Genomic DNA, 21,181 nt, shown 5'->3' with positions numbered 1-21,181 from the left:
GTGGCTGATTCCAGCTCTTCTGACTAACAAAATTTGTAAGCTGGATAGGTCTTAACGTACAGGAACAAAGCCCGCCTGCTCAATCAATGTTTGCCCCTCAGACGATAGCAGCATATTCACGTAGGCACGCCCAGCGGTTTCATCGGTGCCACCATCAGCCTTAACAATCACAAATAGACGCCGGGTCAGTGGGTAGTTGCCATTACGGAATCCTTCTTGATTAACCGTATTGGCACTATCTAGACAAGCCTTACCAGTTCGCCAGGGTGCGGCAAATGGCGGAATAAAATTATCAGGCTGCTCTTGGGATGCAACCGGAATGGCATAAATTGAACACTGGTTAACGATTTCAGGAGCTGAAGCATAGTAAATGCCCCCTCTATTGCCCAGCACCTGGCGCAAACCTGCAGTGGTATCCCCCACAAAGACGACGTTCTCACCATAGGCATCTGCATTGATGACTGACTCTAAGAAATACTTGGCTGTCCCTGCCGCCTCTGGCGAGCGACTATAGGCCTTAATGGGTAGATCAGGACCGCCCACTTCCGACCAATTGGCCACGCCACCCGTGTAGATTGATTGAATTTGTCCAATTGTCAGTCCCTTCTCTAAGTTAAGATCTGGGTGAACCGCCAGGGCAATTCCATCGATGGCAGCTGGAATTTGCTCCAGACTAAAACCGCGCTGTTGAGCTGCTTGGTACTCCTCTTCTTTTAATGGCCGAGACGATTCTGAAAAGGATAATTGGCCATCTAAAAGCATCTTGATGCCAGTGCCTGAGCCAGGTGCATCGGTAGACGGCAATGTATATCTCAACTGAAAATCTGGAAAAGCATTAGTAATGGCTGCATTGACGGATGCGTGCACTGGAATCCAGGTGGTACTGCCACCATAGCTATATAACCCCTGAGGCACATTCTCGGCACCGCCTAACTGACCTGAATCGGCAGCAGACACAGCACTGACATCACTGCTGCCATCGTTGGACCGGACCACCGGGCTAGAACCACTCCGACCGCCCACCATCCATGCGGCCAACCCAAATATCCCAGCTATCAGCCCAAGGCCAGCCAGGGTAATGACTATCAGCGTTCTATCTTGTTGCTGTTGCATAGCGAAAATAAACCTGTGCCTCAATGGCGATAAAAAATTCCGTATAAGAGCTGCAGATAATCATAAAAGCTCAACTGTGCCCAATTAATCAATAATTATCGAGAAATTATGATGATCGTTAAGAATTCAATACGAATTAAAATATTCACTGGGCTCAAATAGACTATCGATTCAGGGATCAGTGGCATAAATGTACGGAAAAACAACCGGAATAAAAAACCTCTTTGTGAAGAACTAGTTAAATGCACCCAGCAGCCCATGGGCTGCCGGAGTGAAGCTAAATTTAATATGAACTTATTGTATATGTCTGACTTCCGTAGCTCTATATCCCTGCCAGGACTGGCTCTCTCTCCATACCTAATCAATACATTCTATTGAGTAGATGATTATTACGTGATTTTAATGAAACAGCTTAATCAAATTCCTGTTTTACTAATCTATAAAATTATCTCAAATCTATAAAATAACGACCGCGATAATTTTTGCGGGTGATAGTTTGGAATGGTCTCAGCAATGGGAATTTTCTCTGATGCTAGTTTTAAGCTGCTAGTCCATACAGATTCATTATTGAAACCACCGCCTATTGACTTAATTTCGTACACTTACCAGTCAGACACAATGATACAGCGCTTAGTCCATCAGGGTTTTAATCATGGCAGCAGTTTTGAAAATTGGTAAATCAGAACTTGATATTCGTACGCTGCTAGAGCAGTTACATCAACATCAGCTTTTGCCCAGACTAGTGCAGGAAGTAGTCGTAGACCAGGCGATAGAGGACATTGAATGTGAGCCCGAAGCAGCCTATAAAAAATTTTGTAGTCAACGGAACTTGCTCACTGAGGAGCAGCAACAAACATGGCAAGATCAAAATAACCTGACTCAAGAACAGGCTTATATGCTGGCTTTACGAGAGGCCAAAATTGCCAAATTTAAGGAAGATACCTGGGGGAATCAGACCGAGTCTTACTTTTTAGAGCGCAAGATTAATTTAGATCGGGTGCTCTATTCATTGATTCGCACTAAGGATCCCAGCCTTGCCCAAGAGCTCTACTTCCGCCTCAATGACGATGGGGGTTCCTTTGCGGATTTAGCTCGACATTATTCTGAAGGTCAAGAAGCTCAAACAGGAGGGTTAATTGGACCTGTTGAGCTGAGCGTGCCCCATCCAATGATTGGCCGGATGCTTTCTGTGAGCCATCCTGGACAGTTGTGGTCCCCCACCCCCATCGGCGAATGGTACGTGATTACTCGGCTAGAGAAGTTTGTACCCGCACAGTTTGATGAGTCCATGCGGCAGCGCCTCTTGGATGAGCTTTTTAAAAAATGGCTCCAAGAAACTACGCAGTCTACAGCCGTCGAACCCCTTTTAGATTGAGGCATCAGCTGCTTACGCACGCAGAGTTCGTATTAAATTATGACTTATACCGCTAGTCCTATCCATCAACAGCTAAGCGACACTAGGCCTTTTGACCAGTTGCCTGCAAAGGTGCTACAGGATTTGGCTGACAACAGCCAACTGTTACGCTATCGCATGGGTCAGCCCATCCTCAGACGGGAAACCATGCCGCATCAGGTTGTCCTCATTAAAGAAGGACAGGTGCGCCTGCTGGGATACGACCCCTATACTAAAAATCCAATTACGCTAAAACTCTTGGGTCCAGGAGATATTTTGGGTCTGGCAGGCCCAGCTCGTGGGGTCGCCTGTGAGAGCGCGATCGCATCCACTGAAATTGTGGCCGTGGCGATCCCTGTGGCCGCTATTAAACAGCTGGTTCATGACCATCCCAACTTTGGCAACGCCATCCAAAATCATTGCTATTTGGCAGAGCTATTTGAAATCCTCAGCAAATACTTTGAGAAGCAGGCCCATAATGCCGGTGATATAGCTGAACTCACGGCAAACATTCAAGCGTCAGGTGTTTCCGTTAAAGAAGTCCCCGCCGGTCCCTTAAAGCACAGCGACCTTGACGGCCAAAATCTTTGGTTCATTAGTCGGGGCAACGTTGCCTTCCATGAGCAGGGTGGCCAGTTGAGCCCCACCATGGCCTCCACCGAAGTGCAAAGTGCCAATGGTGCTCGTCTGCTGGGGATTCCCCATGCCATGATTGCGGCCCAGGTTGAAACCAAGGCAGCAGAAATCGTCGAAGATGATCCCTGGGAGGCTGAAACAACGGCTACAGCGATTCCCTACGCCGATGCGCTCCCCCAAGACCTGGGTCCAGAAACAGAGCCCAGCCGCCGCAATCAGACCTATCCCCACATTCGCGCTCGTGGCGAAATCGACGCCTTAATTGCATGCTTTGAAATGTTGTCCAAACATTTTGGCATGCCCTTTAAAAAAGATGTGGTACGCCGAGTCCTGGTTAACCAAAAGGCTCGTTTGGGTCAGGTGTCGCTAGCGTCCTGCGGAGCCGTGGCTGACATGTTGGGCCTAAAGCCTCAGTTGGCTAAGGTACCCGCCAGTGCCATTGGACGACTGCCAAAGTTAGCGCTGATCAAGTGGCGTGATAGCTACGCCCTGCTATATGAAACCTCAGCGAAGAAATACGTCATTGGCTGCCCTGAAGATCGGGAAATCGTCCACCATTCTCCCCAGGCCTTTGAGGAAATTTGGGGGCAAGAGGGTGAAGTTCTGCTGCTAGAAACCACGGCCCAAACACCCCAGCAGCGTTTTGGTCTGTCCTGGTTTGCCCCCTCCCTACAGAAGTACAAGTGGATTTTGATCGAGGTCCTAGCCGCCTCATTCTTCTATCAAATCTTTGGACTGGCTAATCCCCTGATGATTCAGGTGATTATTGACCGGGTTATTGTGCAGCAAAGTGTCGATACGCTCCATGTGCTGGGAATTTTCCTGGTGATTGTGGCAGTGTTTGAAGCAATTCTGGGCAGTCTGCGCACCTATCTGTTTGTCGATACCACTAACCGGATCGACATGACCCTGGCATCCCAAACCATTGATCACTTACTGAGGTTGCCACTCAAATACTTTGACCGGCGGCCTGTGGGTGAACTGTCCAGCCGTGTTAACGAGTTGGAAAATATCCGGCAGTTTCTCACCGGTACCGCCCTAACCGTAGTGTTGGATGCAGTTTTCTCGGTGGTGTACATCATCGTGATGCTGATCTACAGCATCAAGCTGACGGTGGTGTCCCTGGCGACCATTCCTCTATTTTTAGGTCTTACGTTTTTTGTTTCACCCATTGTGCGCCGTCAGCTACGGGCTAAGGCAGAGCAAAATGCTAAGACCCAATCGTTCTTGGTGGAGGCGCTATCGGGTATTCAAACGGTTAAGGCCCAAAACATTGAGCTCAACACCCGTTGGAAATGGCAGGATCGCTACAGCCGCTATGTCAGCGATGGCTTTAAGACGGTACTCACATCCACCACTGCCAGCTCAGCCAGTAACTTCCTCAATAAAATTTCGGGTTTGCTCGTCCTCTGGTTTGGTGCATTTTTGGTGCTCGAAGGTGATTTGACCCTAGGTGAATTAATCGCCTTCCGAATCATTGCAGGCTACGTAACCCAGCCCCTGCTCCGTCTGACTCAGCTATGGCAGAACTTCCAAGAAACCGCCTTGTCCTTAGAGCGTTTGAGCGACATTATCGATCATCCCCAGGAGCAAGAGGAAGAACAGCGTAGCCAGATTCCCATGCCGGATATCAAAGGCCATGTTCGCTATGAGAATCTCTCCTTCCGATTTGGCGCATCGGGTCCGCTCCAGCTATCTAATATTAATGTGGAGTTTCCGGTGGGGCAGTTTGTCGGCTTAGTGGGTCAGAGTGGTTCGGGTAAAAGTACCATGATGAAGCTATTGCCCAGACTTTATGAACCCAACTCAGGCCGGATCTTGATTGATAACTACGACATCAACAAGGTTGAGCTGTACTCGTTGCGGCGACAGGTGGGTATTGTGCCCCAGGATAGTCTGCTGTTTGAGGGCACCATTCAGGAAAATATTGCCCTGACAAATCCGGAAGCCACGACCGAAGAGGTGATTCAAGTTGCCAAGATTGCCTGCTGCCATGATTTCATCATGGGTCTACCGGTGGGATACAACACTCGGGTGGGTGAGCGGGGGTCTTCCTTATCGGGGGGACAGCGCCAGCGGATTGCGATCGCACGCACAATTCTGCAAAATCCCCGTCTATTAATTTTGGACGAGGCCACCAGTGCCCTGGACTATGACACCGAGGCCCAGGTCTCCACTAACCTGATGAAATGGTCTAAAGGCCGTACAGTCTTCTTTATCACCCACCGACTAGGGGCATTACGGACAGCCGATAACATCCTAGTCATGGACCAGGGCTCTATCGTTGAAGAAGGTACCCACAACGAGCTTCTTGCTCTCAAAGGGCGCTACTACTGTCTACACCAGCAACAAGGGAACGGTTAGTTAAATGACATCTCAACAAATACCCAACAGCGGTGTCCCGAATGCTCCCAGCAGTCAGGCCCAGCCTTTTGATCAGCCCGTCATCTTACGTCAATCGCCCCTGTGGTCACGGGCAATTGTGTGGGCCATCCTTGGTGTCACCAGCATCAGTGTACTCTGGGCCTTTTTAGCCAAGGTAGAAGAAACCATTCCTGCCCAAGGCAAGTTAGAACCCGTGGGTGTGGTGCAGCCCGTACAAACCCCCAGCGGTGGTGTCATCGAAACAATTCACGTAAAAGAAGGTGACCTGGTAGAAAAAGGTGATGTGCTCATTACCTTCAACCAATCAGCGGCCAAAGCTGAACTAGATTCTTTATTACGCATTCGTGGCTACCTCGCCGACCAAACTGAAATTTATCGGTCCCAGAATGGCAATGGTAATGGAGAAGCAGTCAGTGGCATGACAGCGAACGATCTACAGCAGCGACTAGAAGAAAGAAATCAGCTAGAAGCTAGCAATCGTATCTATCAAGCTCAAATTGATGGCGATACCAGTGGTTTATCCGCCGAGGCTGCGGCAGACGTTAGCAGTGCCATCGGGGAATCCCAAGCACGGCAAACCCAAAACCAAGAGCAAATTAAAGACCTCAAAGCTCGTCTCAGCCAGGCTCGTTCCGAACTGGTCAACGCTGAAAATGACTTGGACACGAACGAAGAAATTCTCAGCCGATTACAGTGGCTAGAAAAAGAAGGAGCCGTAGCCGAACTAAGCCGATTGCAGCAAGAGCAGGAAGTCAGCACTCGGATTACTCGAGTCAGTACTCTCAAAGATGAAATTAGCCGTCTTGATGCCCAAATTAATCAAGCTGAAGCCGAAATTGAGCGGGCCGAGTTCGAATTTGAGCGCAGCCGCCGCGATCAGATCCGCAATAACCGCGAGCGGATTTCATCGATTGACAGTGATTTAGGGCAAACCGTCTTGCAAAACGAGACCCAGCGTCAGGAGCTAGGCAGCCGCATTGCCCAACTGGAAGAGCAACTACAGTTCCGCGAACTGACGGCTCCAGTCAGTGGTGAGGTGTTTAATTTAAAAGCCAATCAACCAGGGTATGCGGCCAATTCAACCGAGCCGATTCTAGAAATTGTCCCTCAAGATAACCTGACTGCCCGCGTCTTTATCCCCAATAAGGATATTGGTTTTGTACAGTTGACGGATGATTGCCGTACCGCCGTCCGGGCAGAAGACCAAGCCGGGATCGAAGCTGAATGCAAGCCAGTGGATGTCAGAATCGATGCCTTTACCTACAGCGAATATGGCGACATTGACGGCCACTTGGTCAGTATCGGCTCAGATGCTTTACCTCCTGATGAAATATATCCGTTCTACCGATTCCCAGCTGAGATTCAGCTTAAGTCCCAGGTATTGGAATCCAGAGGTGAGACCTATACGCTACGGTCTGGCATGTCGCTCAATGTCAATATTAAGACCGAGAAGCGCACGGTGATCTCGTTCTTTACAGACTTGTTTGTGCGCAAGAAGGATAGCTTCTTCTCGAAGTAAGCAATGATCGATTTTGTCTATCTCTAGGTCGTTTGGCTGCATAAAGATAGTCCCTACTGGTAAGGTCTCCCGTAGGATTTTAGCCCTCATCCTAAATCCTTCTCCCCCAGGGAGAAGGACTTTGAGGAGTACTCAGGAAAAGGGGACTCTTCTTTTCGGGGCATTGTCTTTTTGGAGCACTGTCTCGCGACTACCGCAGTACCCGGCACAAAATACCGTAAATCACAGCTGCAGTCACAATTCCATTGACTGGACCAATGCCGATACCAGCATTACCCGTCACGTAGGCCACAATAGACCCGATTACATAGGCGATCACACCGGTCCAGTTAAAGGCAGGTAAACGGGATGACAGCTTAGGAAAACGGCCCCCATGGCGCAGCCAGAAGTCCACCATAATGATGCCGCCTACGGGGGGAATCACAGTACCCAGAAAAATCAGATATTGGGGTAATAGCTCGTAAATACCAGAAAGAGTAAAGGCCAGTGCTAATGTTGCCCCACCCAGTACAAACCCATGACGTTTGCGAGTGCGGAACATATTGGCCCCTGCCACTGAAAAGGCATAGATGGTGTTGTCTTGAGTGGTCCAAACGTTAAGGATTAAAAGAATCACACCGCCTGCCAAAATGCCCTGGGTCGCCATCGCCTTGATCAAATCTTCTGACCCATAGACCAGGGTGCAAAATGCGCCTGCAAACACCAAAATGCCATTGACCACCATAAAGGCGCTCAATGTGGAAATGATGGCACTTTTACCAGAATCAGCAAAGCGGCTCCAGTTAGTGGATTGGGTTCCCCCTGAGATAAAGGTGCCAATGACTATGGCCAAGGCAGCTCCCATATTAATCTCACCCGTAGGCTCAGGGAGAGTGCCATTAAAGTCTCTAAATGCTAGAAACAAGCTAATGGCTACCAAGATCAACATGGCAGGCACAGCTAATCGACTCAGCCAGTCAATGGCTCGATAGCCTACATAGGCAGTGGCACAAAAGGCATAGTTAAAAAACAATACCAGCACCATATACAGAAAGCCCTGGTTCGGTACCCCCAACAGCTCTAATAACACCTGCACCACAATGGCCGTGGTAAAGGCATACCAGCCAATCTGGGTAAAGCCCATAATGAAATCTACCCAGCGAGAGCCCACGTTACCAAAGCTAAACCGGGCCATAAGTACCGTGGTCAGACCGCTTTGGGAAGCAATGTAGCCCAGTGCTGCACAATAGCAGCCGAGAATCAGGTTGCCAATGATAATGATGGTCATCAGCTGCGGGACACTAAATGCCGGTCCGAGGGCACCCCCTGCAAACAGAGTGGTCGATGTCAGGGCAAATCCCATCAGCAATAAGCACAGCGACCAAAAAGATTTACGTGCTGTTTTAGGTACCGCACTGAGCGGATAGTCCTCGGCCACCGAGGTTTCGAGTACATTCGGTTCTGTAGATAGAGACATTAAGTTACCTCACCAGTAGAGCGTGAAGGTGTTTCTAGTTAGTCTCTATTCATACGGGTTTTTACGGATTTAGATAGTATCCATTGCAACGATCTATGGAATACACCTAATTACATCCCCTAACCCAGCATCTGCCTCCAATTCAGGCAGTAGTGGGTATGGATTACGGAGCCAATTGGACTTTGTTGAGCCATCTGATGCAACAGAGTCAGATGAAACGCTTGAGGTGGTATCTTTTTGGCGCTGATAGTAGACGGCCCGAGCCTGAGGGCCAAAGATAATTTCATCCTCGTTTTGCAGATCATGGGACTCGAGCTTACGGCCATTGACTAGCATGCCGTTAGCACTGGCTCTACCCTGGAGGTTGCCATCTAAAATTCGATAAAACAAACTCCCATCTTCCTTAGGAAGCTGAACTAAGGTGGCATGGTGTCGACTAACAAACTGTGACGTTAAGCGAACATCGCATTTAGTATCACGCCCGAGAGAGTAGAGAGAATCATCAAGAACAATCTCTCTTCGGCCTTGATTATCTTCAACGATAAGAATACTGGAGAGACAACTGGATTTCATTAATCTTTAATGGTAATGATTAAACTCTTATAAGAAGTAATTTTCCTAATGCGATCGGGCATTAGAAACTACTGAATAGGTCTAGTTTTACAACTATTTCGCCCGTCTCCCCCGTAATAGTCCTTGGCTTTGGAGAAGCTTTAACAAAAATGTAGTCTTGCCCTAGTTTGATAGACAGAATCAATGAATTTGATGAACAGAATCAATGAAATAGAGCGATCGCAACTGCTGCTGCCATCACCCCCAACATCAAGCTATGACTTGAAATAAATAGCACCCATAAGCAGGTGGCTGCCATCAACACCCGTTGTAGCCAATGGACCTTAGACAGTGCCGGTATCTTTGAATAGTTCCATGGCGGACTGTATTCAGAAATGAGTCGCTTTTCTAGGGTGCGTGCAGCTTGCTTGGGCAATGGCAAATAGTGCAGGCTAGGACGCCCGAGTTTATCAGCTTGAGCAAACCGATGATGTCCTTTACCCCGCCATCTTCGATTTAGATTACTGGAAAAGCCAATGTAGTAAATTTTCTTCTGTTTAATGACCGCATAAACACCTGATGTCTGAGGCAAACTGCGTCGCTCCTCTAGCAGTACAGAGGCCCAACGCCGTGGGTGAGGGTGCGCTCTCATTCAGTAGGGATTTAAACGGCAACCCCCATTTTAGTATCTTAGTATCATCAAAAAATGGTCTAAGGGCTCCTATCTGAGACCCCTAGACCATTTTCATCAGCAGCATTTAGTGAGTTAACGATTCTAGAGCTGCTACCAACAAAGCTTTCTAAATCTTAGTGACCAAAATGTAGCTCAGCAGCTTATGTAGCTCAGCAGCTTACCAATCTTCGCGAAGAATTACTTTGGAGCGTACCCAGGCAGCCCATAGAAACGGCTGTAAAACTATTTTTACCACCCACTTACGCCAGGAACTTGGCTGCCGCGTTGGCTCGTCGACTACAACAAGCATTTGATCTTGGGTCAGGGGTGAGGCTACTGTCGTCATCATTTGCTTGAAATTCCCTATATATAGAACTTAAGTCTCCGTTGGTTATTTCCCCTGATGTGTGGGCGTCACAACGAGCTTAAATCTAATGGTAAATAGACTGATACCTCAGCCATTGATCGCAGGTTGCTAACGCCCTCCTAACGTATCAACCTTGCCAACGGCCAATGTGCCACCTTTGGGGTGTTGGTTTAAGTGGCACACTCGTTTCCTTCGCATCAACTTTACATTCACCCACTATACGTTCACACGTACATCAACCAAAATCCTCTTGAGTATTCAGACAGGCCGTAGTTTTAAGGGACAGCCATTTGCATAGCATTGCGATCGCAATTATTGACGCCCTCGCGACCAACTTAAATAAGTGGCACATGACTTTCCTGGCAAAAAAGATGGTTTTAGGCCCCTATAATCTCCAACATCTAGCCACCAAATATGATCTTTTTATGTAGCTCTCCGTTCAATCTTTAGATCAAAAGGCCGATCTGGGTCCCAGTTTTTCCTGGACAATTCTGCAAAGTATCCCCGTAAAAATCCTTACACATCAAGCCTTTACTCTGATGTCATCCTCTGAAACCCTTGATTTAAGGGCCTTCAGCGACGCTCGTATTCATGAACATTTATGTCAAAGTACCGGATATACATCTAGTTCAATTGGCTGATGCTTTTTACTCCTTTTACAAAGATTATGTGAATATGTTCCCCAGACTACATTTCTATGTGGATACTCAGCACGTTACTAGAGGGCGGCAGTATAGAAGACGCCATTGTGAAAACCGTGGTTATGAATGCTAAGCGCCCAAGCTACTTCCCCCCCCAAGGGTTCGTTCTAACAATGTTAGAAAGCCTTAGCCAAGTGAATTCAGGGTTATCCAATGCCATCGATGTGTGTGTGATTGAAGGTGGTCGTAACTCCTAACCTGGCACTCAAACGTAGTGAGTCAGATCAGAGGATTTACCGCAAAGCAGCATCTACTATTGCCATTGGATCCATGATTTTGACATTTAATAGTACTTAAACCCCGATGTCCTTATCGACATCGGGGTTTTTAATACCTATCAAATTATGATTAACCCGCCTAAGCAGCCTTGTCGTCTAAGGCATCAGCTTTTTTAACCTGAAACTTGAGACGGTCTTCGATGTAATCGATAACGACTTTGCAGCCTTCAACAAACGTATTTTCTAAAATTTTGGTGGCGATGGGATTCTCCAACTCCCGCTGGATCGCCCGCTTCAGCGGTCTGGCTCCATAAACAGGGTCGTAGCCCTTATCCGCCACGTAATCAATGGCTGACTCTGAAACATGTAAGGCAATTTTTTGATCTGCCAGGAGTTTATACAGACGCTTCAGCTGAATCGACACAATAGAACGGAGTTCATCTTTACTCAATGGATGGAAGATAATCAAATCATCCACACGATTGAGAAACTCTGGACGAAAATGACCACGCAGGGCACCCAGCACTCGCTCCTGCATTTCTACAAACTGCGATTCATCTCCCGCTACATCAAGAATGTGATCGCTACCAATGTTGCTAGTCATGACAATGACTGTGTTGCGAAAGTCCACCGTTCGTCCTTGAGAATCGGTAATCCGACCATCATCGAGTACCTGTAGCAAAATATTAAATACATCGGGGTGGGCCTTTTCCACCTCATCCAGCAGCACCACAGAATAGGGATGACGTCTGACAGCCTCAGATAGCTGCCCACCTTCTTCATAGCCAACATATCCAGGCGGTGCACCGATCAGTCGAGCGACGGAATGCTTTTCCATATACTCCGACATGTCCACCCGCACCAGGGCCTCCTCGGTATCAAACAAACAGTCAGCTAACGCACGGGCCAACTCAGTCTTACCCACCCCTGTCGGTCCCATAAATAAGAATGAGCCGATGGGTCTGCCCGGGTCTTTCATGCCTGCGCGGGCCCGGCGAATAGCGGCCGCTACAGCAGTCACCGCTTCACTTTGCCCAACCACACGCTGATGCAAATATCCCTCTAACTGCAACAGCTTTTGCCGCTCAGTTTCCATCAAGCGATTGACGGGAATACCCGTCCAATTGGCAACAATCTCGGCAATATCCGCCTCACTTACCTGTTCACGCAACAGAGTAGATCCCTTATCCTGCATCTCTTGCAGCTGCCCGTCTAAAATCTCCAGCTCCTGTTGTACAGCTTCCAAACGTCCATACTTAATTTGGGCAGCCCGATTCAAATCATAGGCCCGCTCAGCTTGCTCCACTTGTACCCGCAGCTGATCTTCTTCTTGTTTCAATGCCTTAATGGCATCGAGGGCTTGCTTTTCAGACTGCCACTGTGCCGTAAATTTCTGTTGTTTAACAGAGAGTTTTTCGATCTCTTTATTAATGCGAGATAACCGTTGTTTCGATGTGCGGGATGTGGACTCTTCCCCTTGTAAGGAGAGTTTTTCCATTTCTAGCTGCCGTAATCGCCGATCAATGGTCTCCAACTCCACCGGTTTGGACGTAATCTCCATTTTGAGCTTGGCAGCCGCCTCATCGATCAGATCGATCGCTTTATCGGGTAAAAAGCGATCGCTAATGTAACGATCCGATAGCGTCGCTGCAGCCACCAACGCCGAATCCACGATCTTCACACCATGATGGGCCTCGTAGCGTTCTTTTAAACCACGCAGAATCGAAATGGCATCTTCCACACTAGGCTGACCAATGTAGACCTGCTGAAACCGTCGCTCTAGGGCCGCATCTTTCTCAATGTGCTTACGATACTCGTCGAGAGTCGTGGCACCAATACAGCGCAGCTCTCCCCGTGCCAAAATCGGCTTGAGCAGGTTGCCGGCATCCACATTACTATTACCACCACCCGCGCCAACGACGGTATGCAGTTCGTCAATGAAGAGCACGACCTGACCATCAGACTCAGCCACTTCCTTTAGCACTGAGCGCAGCCGTTCTTCAAATTCACCACGGTATTTAGCTCCAGCAATTAGGCTACCTATATCCAGGGAAATCAGCTGGCGATCCTTAAGGGATTCGGGCACATCGCCATTGACAATACGTTGGGCTAACCCTTCCGCAATGGCGGTTTTACCCACACCGGGTTCACCAATTAAAACAGGGTTGTTCTTAGTACGCCGTGAAACAACCTGAATCACCCGCCGAATTTCTTCATCACGGCCAATAACCGGGTCAAGCTTACCGTGTTTAGCCTCTTCCGTTAAATCGCGACCATATTTCTCTAACGCTTCGTAAGACTCCTCCGGGTTCTGACCGGTGGCTTTTTGCTTACCACGCACTTGATTAATGGCCGCACGAATGCCAGATACATCTAACTCAAAACCACGCAGTAGCCGTCGACCAATGCGCTCGTCCTCAGCAAACCCCAGCAGCACATGCTCAACAGAAATGATGTCGTCCTGTAGCAGTTGACGAGCTGCCTCTGCCTGATCGAGCATCCGGTCCAGACTTTGCCCCAAATACAAGCTACTATCTGCTGACACCCTGGCACGCGCCTGACGCTGGGCAAACGCTTCCAACTCTTGCAGCACTAGCTCAGGATCCAAACCCGCTTTGGACAAAATGGTATCCGCCAACCCCTGCTGCTCAATTAGCGCCACCATGACATGTTCAACCTCAAGGTATTGCTGACGAAAACGTCGTGCCACATCTTGAGCTTCAACAATGGCATCCCATGCCTTAGCGGTAAATTTATCAGGATTAGATGGCTGCATGGGGTCTAAATGGTTCGGCAGGGAAACGAGTAATCAGTATATCAATTGGGGGTGGGGGGCGTTCGCTGCGCTGGGGGAGTAGGGGACGCTGAGCTAGGCAGTAGGGGACACGAGAAAGCCCGCAAGTCTCAAACAAATGGAGCCGTTGTTCAACCTGATAGTGGGTTCCCCCCATTCCCCACGGCCTATTTCCCGCTCTCCGCTCTATATCAAACCGTTGCCGCTGCCGTTGGCACCTCAGTCTCAGCCCCTTGCTTTAGCTGAATCAACTCAACCTTATAGCCATCAGGGTCAGTCACAAACGCAATCACAGTTGAACCATGCTTCATCGGCCCAGGCTCACGAACGACTTGCCCGCCCCGTGCTTTGATCGCTTCGCAGGTCTGATAAATATCGTCTACCCCAAGGGCGATATGGCCATACCCTTCACCGAGATCGTAGGACTCTACGCCCCAGTTATGGGTTAGCTCGATGACGGTATGATCGCTTTCATCGCCATAGCCCACAAACGCAAGGGTAAATTTCCCACCTGGGTAGTCCTTCTGGCGCAGTAGGGTCATACCTAAAACATCGCAATAGAATTGCAGGGATTTTTCTAAATTGCCAACCCGCAACATTGTATGCAATAAACGCATGGCCTTTCTTTCCTTAAGCTCAGTTGGTTCTAATCCTAGCGTTGGTTAGTTTCTATGATGGCCTAGACCGGTATATCTAGGCAGATTGATGTGCTTTTCCTTACATTTTTGCTCTGCAACCCTATCGTTGATGCAGGATAGCACCGTATGCTTGTTTATCGTGCAATCGTTCAGCCGTCATCGGCATTGAAAGATTGGACATAATGACCAGTGAGTCCTACACCCCCATCGTTTAACCGTAGTTAATCCACAAGGAAGCGTAGATTTGATGATTGACCTACTCGAAACCACTATTGAAGAGATTCGCGCCCGCGAAATCTTGGACTCTCGGGGTCGCCCCACGATTGAGGCTGAAGTTTATTTATCGGTGGGTGCAGTGGGCCTCGCCCAAGTCCCCAGTGGAGCATCCACAGGCACCTTTGAAGCCCACGAACTCAGAGATGGTGATACTCGCTACGGAGGTAAGGGGGTGCTCAAAGCGGTCAACAATGTGCATGAAGCCATTGCTCGTGAGCTGATGGGTCTAGATGCTTTAGATCAGGTGGTCATTGATCGCACCATGATTGCCCTGGATGGCTCAGACAATAAGGCAAATTTAGGTGCCAACGCTATTCTGGCGGTATCTTTGGCCAATGCGAAAGCGGCGGCTCAAGCATTGGGACTACCGCTCTACCGGTATCTGGGTGGACCATTAGCCAACGTACTCCCCGTTCCCCTGATGAATGTGATCAATGGTGGAGCCCACGCCAATAATAATGTAGACATTCAAGAATTCATGATTGTGCCCAGCGGTGCTAGCAGCTTTAAAGAAGCTCTGCGTTGGGGTGCAGAAGTTTTTGCTAGTTTGAGCAAAGTTTTAGATCAAAAAGGTTTGCTTGGCGGTGTGGGGGATGAAGGCGGTTTTGCCCCTAATCTGGGTTCAAATCAAGAAGCGCTAGAAATTTTGATCGCTGCCATTGAGTCAGCAGGGTACAAGCCGGGTGAACAAATTTCCTTGGCTTTGGATGTAGCTGCCAGCGAATTCTATAAGGATGGTAAGTACACCTTTGATGGTCAGGCTCACTCTCCGGCGGAGACCATCGAGTATCTCGATAAGCTAGCCAGTCAATACCCCATTGTGTCCATTGAGGATGGTCTCCATGAGGAGGACTGGGATAGCTGGAAAGCGCTAACCACCAAGATGGGCAATCGGGTACAGCTAGTGGGCGATGATTTGTTTGTGACTAACCCCACCCGCTTGCAAAAGGGCATTGATCAGGGGGCCGCTAACTCCATCTTGATCAAGTTAAACCAGATTGGCTCGTTGACTGAAACCTTGGAAGCCATCGACTTGGCGACTCGCAACAAGCTGACATCAGTGATTAGCCACCGTTCTGGTGAGACTGAAGATACCACTATTGCTGATTTGGCAGTGGCTACCCGTGCAGGCCAGATTAAAACAGGTTCCCTATGCCGTAGTGAGCGGGTTGCAAAATACAATCGCCTGCTACGCATTGAAGACGAGCTAGCAGAACAAGCCGTCTATGCTGGTGCCGTTGGCATGGGACCCGGTCAGGGCTAATTTCTCTTCGGGAAATTTATAGTTTGGCGCAGCCTCTCCTTTGGAGATATGCATTCAGCAGATTGCTATAGTTTCGAACCCACAACGGTTACCCCGTTGTGGGTTCTCCTTAAGAAATGGTGAGAGTAAACGTTTTGAGAGTTATTCGTCGTCGGTTGGCAAAGGAGATGGGCTGCTGGGCGTGAGTGAGCTGTCTGGTAATGAACTGTCCGGTAATGCACTGCCCGGTGTTGTTGGGATGGGCGTAGTGGTGGATGGATTCAGGGGATCGCTGGGTAATTCACGCCCTGGCAGACTGGAGTCTGAACCGTTGATTAAGTCTTGAATATCAGCCGGTAGTTCACCAGGCAATGTATCTTGTGACGACTGCGTACCCGGCGGTAACGTTGCCAGAGCCACACGGTTCCCCCCCACCGTCCGCAGGATGTCTAGCACTCGCACAACATCGTCATAACGAGAGTCTTTGGCTGCATACAGCACCACAATCCCCTCCGGGTTACCTGTATAAAAATCACCCACAAGCCCCAAGAGGTTCTGTTCCAAAATGGGGTCTTGGTCAAGATATATGCGGCCAATGGGGTCAACACTCACATATAAGCGATCGCGACCAGTGGTTAAGGCCGCAGGCGGTAATGCCGACCCGGTATTCGCATTGGGCAGATCTAAACTAATCGCCTGTTGACGGCTACCCACTGCCGCCAAAATAAAGAAGGTCAGAATACAAAAGACAACATCGACCAGGGGAAGTAGTTCGATGACAATGCCGTTTTGTTGATCGTCTAGGTCTAGTTTCATGGCGATGCTCAGGGGGTTGGGGGAGATTGGATTGGAGGGGGGAAGAATAATTTTGAGGTGATTGCTGTTTTATCAGAACGACCCAAGCCGCAGGTTTTGAACTTAAAATTCAGAATTCAAAACCTATTCCACCTTAATTAACTGAAGCACCCAGTTCGCTGGGCTTACCCCCGCTTAGGGACCAGGCCTGACGGTAAAGTAACTCTAGCTCGCTACCGGACTGACGAAAGACTTTGGCTTGACCAAACACCAAACCTTGAAAGAGGCGATAAAACATCAGGCTAACAATGGCAATAATCAATCCAGTAGCCGTGGTGATCAAGGACTGACCAATACCTTCAGCAGCACCACTGGTTGCACTACCAATGGCCAAATCATTGAGATTGAGTGACCCAAGGGAATTCATCAAACCTAAAACGGTACCTAACAATCCCAACATTGGAGAAACAGCGATCACGAGTTCTAGCACCTTATCGCCTCGACGCATAGCGGCTAATTCTTCATTGGCAGCTGTTTCTAGGGCCAGACGAAACACTTCAGGATCTTGATCTTTGAGCTTCAAAGCAGCATAGAGAAAACGCCCCATGGGCAAACGGTGGGCTCGTTGAGCAATTTCAGTGGCGGCAGTCCATTCTCGCCGGGCGGCTTCGAGCACACGACCGGCGATCTCCCGCTCGCGGGTAATGATGCGCGACCAAAACCAAATACGCTCAATAATTGTGCCGAGGGCAATTACTGATAGGACTAGCAGGGGCCACATGGCTATCCCACCTCTGGCAAATAAGTCAGTAATGTTCACTCGTTTTCTCCCCTACGCTTTCTCAGACGCATGTTACCTGCTCGGGTCCCAGATCGGCCACTATCTTTTAGCACAAGCTGCCTTGCCGGTGGCCAAGGCTAGAATTTCGTTGGCGGCGCGATCGCAAACTCCCACGGAGCCCAAATGCTTTCGCATTGTCCTGTAGCCCTCCACCATTTTTTGACGCTGATCCGGATTGTTCAATAGATTTAGCGCCATTTGGCTAATGGTGTCAGGTTTGGCATCCCACTGCACAAACTCTGGCACAATCGGCTCCATATTAACCAGATTTACAGGTGAAACGTAGGTCACCGAAAATTTAAGCACAAACTCCGCCACCCAGGCAGTTAAACGATTCAGCCGATACATCACCACCTGAGGGACTTCCATCAAGGCGATCTCCAGATTAGCGGTGCCTGACTTAGCAATGGCTAAATCGGCAGCGGCAATGGCCAGGGCCTGTTCTTGCTGAGCCACAACCTGCCCTTTCAAACCATACTCTTTCAGTGCCGCTTCTAGCCTTGAACGAAAGGCCTCCCGAGCCAGCGGGATTAAAAACTTGATCTGAGGGATTTGGGTCTGAATCTGCTGAGCCGCCGTCAACATGATCGGCAGCACATAGGTTAACTCCTGGGGGCGTGAGGCGGGCAACAGGGTAACAACACAATCAGAGCCAGCTACCCCCAACTGTTGACGAGCCTGTTGTTTTTCAGATGCTGGATGATAGTCGGCAAATTTATCCAAAAGGGGATGACCCACCCAGGAGACCTGGCCACCTTTTTCACGATAGTAGCGAGCTTCGCCTGGAAAAATGGCCAAAACCCGATCAGAAATAGACAAGATCTTCTCGGTATCGCCCGGCATCATGGCCCAGACCCACAGCTGTGGTGCAATGAAATAGGTGATCGGCACCGTAGGAAACTGTCGACGAATGAACTGCCCAATGGCGACATTAGGCCCCATGTAGTCAATCAACACGACTACATCGGGGGGCGATTCCAGTAAATGCTGCTTAGCCTGGCGCTGCATTTTAATCGCTGCCCAAGCATGGGGTAAGGCTTCAAAAATGCCGATAGAGCTCACGGGCACCGTATTACCAATCAGTTTCGCCCCAGCAGCAGCCATGCGGTCTCCCCCCATGGCACTGATTTCCACCTCAATGCCCTGCTGAGCAGCTTGGCGTTTAAGCCCCTCCACCAGCAACGCTCCTTGTAAATCACCAGAGACTTCCCCAGTGTGAATAAACACCCGAACAGGAGACGCAGGGGCACGTCTCACGGCAACGGGAATGTTGGTGTCAGTATTGTCGTTATGCTGCATGCTAAGACCGGTTGTAGCACCGAAGATGTAGGGCCAGAACCTTATTTGCGTGAGATATGCCGTCCTGGAATAACACCTCGTCGGCTGTCGCCTTGGGAAGCCACTAAGAATCTATGGAGATGTTGCACATACTCATTGTTAGCAACAGAGTCCAATTTATTGAGAGCCTCGCTAAATGTGAGCCCCGAGCGATAAAGCAAACGATAGGCCTGTTTGAGACCATCGTATACACGCCCAGATTCTAGATCGCCAATGCCTGATCGCTTCAGACCGACCTGATTGAGTCCCCTTACCCTTGATGGATTGCCTTCCACCATCATGTAGGGAGGCACATCGCGCTCAATCCGACTCATGCCACCAACCATGGCATGGCGACCAATGTGAACAAATTGGTGAATGCCAACAAGACCGCTGATGCGGACATTAGATTCAATGTGAACGTGACCGGCCAGTGCCACCGAATTTGCAATGATAACGCTGTCTTGAATCAGGCAGTTATGGGCTATGTGCACATAGGCCATCAAAAGATTGCCATTGCCTAAACGGGTAATTTCACCAAATCGAGTGGGTCGGTTGATGGTGACATATTCACGAATGTTGTTATCGTCGCCGATGGAAACCAAGCTCTCAGAACCGTCATACTTGAGGTCCTGAGGCTCTAAACCAATGGCAGCTCCAGTAAAAATGCGATTGCGCTGGCCAATTTCGGTGTGCCCATCCAATACCACATGGGGACCAATTTCGGTGTCTTTACCAACACTGACTTTTTCCCCGATAACAGCGTAGGGGCCCACTTTCACACTAGAGTGGACCTGGGCCCTCGGATGAATGACCGCCGTGGGATGAATCAGAGCAGTTGGGAACATTGGTTATTTGTTATTCCACCACAGAAAACATCAGGGTACCTTCGCACACCAGTTGACCATCAACTTCAGCCTTAGCCTGCATTTTGCCGAATTTTAGCCCGCGAACGCTAAGCAACTCTGTTGTGATAACCAGCTGGTCACCTGGCACAACTGGTCGCCGAAACCGAACTTTATCGATACCAGCAAACATACATAAGCCATTCACACCAGGCATTTGGGTCAGTACAATACCGCCCACCTGAGCCATGGCTTCAACAATCAGGACCCCGGGCATAATAGGACGCCCCGGAAAGTGTCCTTGGAAATGGGGTTCATTGAACGTGACATTTTTTAAACCAACTGCCTGTTTGCCAGGAACATAGTCGATGATGCGATCAACTAGAGCAAACGGATAGCGATGGGGTAACAACGCGTGAATCTGCTCTAGATTAAGGGTAATAGGGGTAGGATTCTCGTCGGCAGTCGGTTGAGATTCCTGATTGGTAGGATGAGCTTTATCTTTAACAACGGTGGTGGCCATAGACGTTTTTGAACAGCAACGGCGTAGGTGCTCTCGGCTAAGCGGGAGCCGATGTTTCTGACAAACAGATAGCGGCCAAATGACGAGCTAACTGCACGTGCAAACTATGACTAGCTCGATAAGCTGTCACATGCATCGTAGGGAGAACACCTAATAAACTGAGATCCCCTACTAAGTCTAAAAGTTTATGACGTGCCGGTTCATTTGCAAATCGCAGCGGGGGATTAAGCCAGCCCTCTTCATCACAAACTAGGGCGTTTTCAAGACTGCCACCTTTAATCAGACCTTGCGATCGCAAACCGTCAATTTGATGGGCCATGGCAAATGTACGGGCCGGAGCCACCAGCTCAACAAAGTCTCCAGCCATGGGAGACCAGCTATGCCACTGATTACCAATGGCAGACATCGGAAAGTCAATGCCATAGCTAAAACGAAGCTCTGAAGCGGGCAACGCCATCACATAGGCATCCCCATCCCGCACAATAACAGGCTCAGAGAGTATTCCACCGCCGCGTGGGGACTCTTGTTCCACCGTTCCCACCGATTGCACAAGACGACTCCAATCAAGTGAGGACCCGTCCATGAGAGGCACTTCTGACCCGTCAATTTCAATACGGGCATTGTCCACCCCGGCAGCCCACAATGCTGCCAACAAATGCTCCACCGTTCGCACGTATGGCCCTTCAGGGCTGCCCAACTGTGTTGAAAGACGAGTTTGACTCACAGCTGAGACATCAGCTGGAATCAATTCAGCACCTGCATCTGTGCGAACAAAATGACGACCCACATTAGTAGCGGCAGGCAACACCGTTACATGGGTTATCTGCCCTAAATGTAGCCCCACTCCCGTAGCGGTAACCGGAGCAGCCAAAGTATGTTGCATGCCTGCTCCCTCT

The 21,181-nt window shown here is 49.3% G+C and carries 18 protein-coding genes; 5 read left to right on the top strand and 13 right to left on the bottom strand.

The features are described from left to right. Positions 1–51: 51 nt before the first annotated feature. A complete protein-coding gene (locus QGP82_RS26090; RefSeq protein WP_499061477.1) occupies positions 52–1,113 on the bottom strand; it encodes a PstS family phosphate ABC transporter substrate-binding protein in 1,062 nt (353 codons plus the stop codon). A gap of 652 nt (positions 1,114–1,765) precedes the next feature. On the opposite strand from QGP82_RS26090, the gene QGP82_RS26085 reads away from it, so the two are divergent. The 3 genes from QGP82_RS26085 to QGP82_RS26075 are packed head-to-tail and all read left to right on the top strand — an operon-like array spanning position 1,766 to position 7,046. Further along, on the top strand, positions 1,766–2,488 hold the full coding sequence (locus QGP82_RS26085; protein WP_499061476.1) for a peptidylprolyl isomerase: 723 nt from the start codon (positions 1,766–1,768) through the stop codon (positions 2,486–2,488). 39 nt (positions 2,489–2,527) lie between these two features. Next, the gene (locus QGP82_RS26080) at positions 2,528–5,506 is read left to right on the top strand and encodes a peptidase domain-containing ABC transporter (RefSeq protein WP_163698934.1); all 2,979 of its coding nucleotides are present in this window, start codon (positions 2,528–2,530) and stop codon (positions 5,504–5,506) included. Positions 5,507–5,510: 4 nt separating this feature from the next. Next, on the top strand, positions 5,511–7,046 hold the full coding sequence (locus tag QGP82_RS26075) for a beta-barrel domain-containing protein (protein ID WP_163659641.1): 1,536 nt from the start codon (positions 5,511–5,513) through the stop codon (positions 7,044–7,046). Between the two features lie 190 nt (positions 7,047–7,236). Here QGP82_RS26075 and codB read toward each other — a convergent pair whose 3' ends face one another. The 4 genes from codB to QGP82_RS26055 form a co-directional block, all read right to left on the bottom strand. Next, positions 7,237–8,502, bottom strand: coding sequence for a cytosine permease (gene codB, locus QGP82_RS26070; protein ID WP_499061475.1), 1,266 nt, complete (start codon positions 8,500–8,502; stop codon positions 7,237–7,239). 93 nt (positions 8,503–8,595) lie between these two features. Next, complete coding sequence (locus QGP82_RS26065) at positions 8,596–9,075, bottom strand: FHA domain-containing protein (protein ID WP_163698930.1); 480 nt, start codon at positions 9,073–9,075, stop codon at positions 8,596–8,598. Positions 9,076–9,277: 202 nt separating this feature from the next. Continuing rightward, on the bottom strand, positions 9,278–9,706 hold the full coding sequence (locus QGP82_RS26060) for a GIY-YIG nuclease family protein (RefSeq protein ID WP_163698928.1): 429 nt from the start codon (positions 9,704–9,706) through the stop codon (positions 9,278–9,280). Positions 9,707–9,905: 199 nt separating this feature from the next. Further along, complete coding sequence (locus QGP82_RS26055; protein ID WP_156828462.1) at positions 9,906–10,076, bottom strand: hypothetical protein; 171 nt, start codon at positions 10,074–10,076, stop codon at positions 9,906–9,908. Positions 10,077–10,791: 715 nt separating this feature from the next. Here QGP82_RS26055 and QGP82_RS26050 point away from each other — a divergent pair. Further along, a complete protein-coding gene (locus QGP82_RS26050) occupies positions 10,792–10,992 on the top strand; it encodes a hypothetical protein (RefSeq protein ID WP_163699299.1) in 201 nt (66 codons plus the stop codon). Between the two features lie 160 nt (positions 10,993–11,152). On the opposite strand, the gene clpB is transcribed toward QGP82_RS26050, so the two are convergent. Beyond that, positions 11,153–13,789, bottom strand: a complete 2,637-nt coding sequence (gene clpB, locus QGP82_RS26045) for an ATP-dependent chaperone ClpB (protein WP_163659632.1) — start codon at positions 13,787–13,789, stop codon at positions 11,153–11,155. 209 nt (positions 13,790–13,998) lie between these two features. After that, complete coding sequence (gene gloA, locus QGP82_RS26040) at positions 13,999–14,424, bottom strand: lactoylglutathione lyase (RefSeq protein ID WP_163659630.1); 426 nt, start codon at positions 14,422–14,424, stop codon at positions 13,999–14,001. 268 nt (positions 14,425–14,692) lie between these two features. Here gloA and eno point away from each other — a divergent pair, with 268 nt between their 5' ends. Further along, complete coding sequence (gene eno, locus QGP82_RS26035; protein ID WP_163659629.1) at positions 14,693–15,985, top strand: phosphopyruvate hydratase; 1,293 nt, start codon at positions 14,693–14,695, stop codon at positions 15,983–15,985. 141 nt (positions 15,986–16,126) lie between these two features. Here eno and QGP82_RS26030 read toward each other — a convergent pair whose 3' ends face one another. From QGP82_RS26030 to lpxC, 6 genes are all read right to left on the bottom strand, one after another. Then, positions 16,127–16,780 (bottom strand): ExbD/TolR family protein, encoded by a 654-nt coding sequence (locus QGP82_RS26030; protein WP_163659627.1) that lies wholly within the window; start codon positions 16,778–16,780, stop codon positions 16,127–16,129. A gap of 133 nt (positions 16,781–16,913) precedes the next feature. Continuing rightward, positions 16,914–17,579: a MotA/TolQ/ExbB proton channel family protein gene (locus tag QGP82_RS26025; protein WP_163701158.1), complete on the bottom strand. Its 666-nt coding sequence runs from the start codon at positions 17,577–17,579 to the stop codon at positions 16,914–16,916. Between the two features lie 60 nt (positions 17,580–17,639). After that, positions 17,640–18,899 (bottom strand): lipid-A-disaccharide synthase, encoded by a 1,260-nt coding sequence (gene lpxB, locus QGP82_RS26020; protein ID WP_499061474.1) that lies wholly within the window; start codon positions 18,897–18,899, stop codon positions 17,640–17,642. Positions 18,900–18,940: 41 nt separating this feature from the next. Then, entirely contained in the window at positions 18,941–19,765 is an 825-nt protein-coding gene (gene lpxA / locus QGP82_RS26015) for an acyl-ACP--UDP-N-acetylglucosamine O-acyltransferase (RefSeq protein ID WP_006518869.1), read from the bottom strand. Between the two features lie 10 nt (positions 19,766–19,775). Beyond that, positions 19,776–20,285 (bottom strand): 3-hydroxyacyl-ACP dehydratase FabZ, encoded by a 510-nt coding sequence (fabZ, locus tag QGP82_RS26010; RefSeq protein WP_163659621.1) that lies wholly within the window; start codon positions 20,283–20,285, stop codon positions 19,776–19,778. Positions 20,286–20,322: 37 nt separating this feature from the next. Then, positions 20,323–21,168 (bottom strand): UDP-3-O-acyl-N-acetylglucosamine deacetylase, encoded by an 846-nt coding sequence (lpxC, locus tag QGP82_RS26005; protein WP_163661641.1) that lies wholly within the window; start codon positions 21,166–21,168, stop codon positions 20,323–20,325. Between the last annotated feature and the right edge of the window lie 13 nt (positions 21,169–21,181).

The organism is Leptothoe sp. LEGE 181152 (assembly GCF_032906605.1).
In the GTDB taxonomy this organism is placed as follows: Bacteria; Cyanobacteriota; Cyanobacteriia; order Phormidesmidales; family Phormidesmidaceae; genus Leptothoe; species Leptothoe turfae.
The sequence above is the reverse complement of the archived record's forward strand: the minus strand, read 5'-3'. Positions and strand labels throughout refer to the sequence as shown.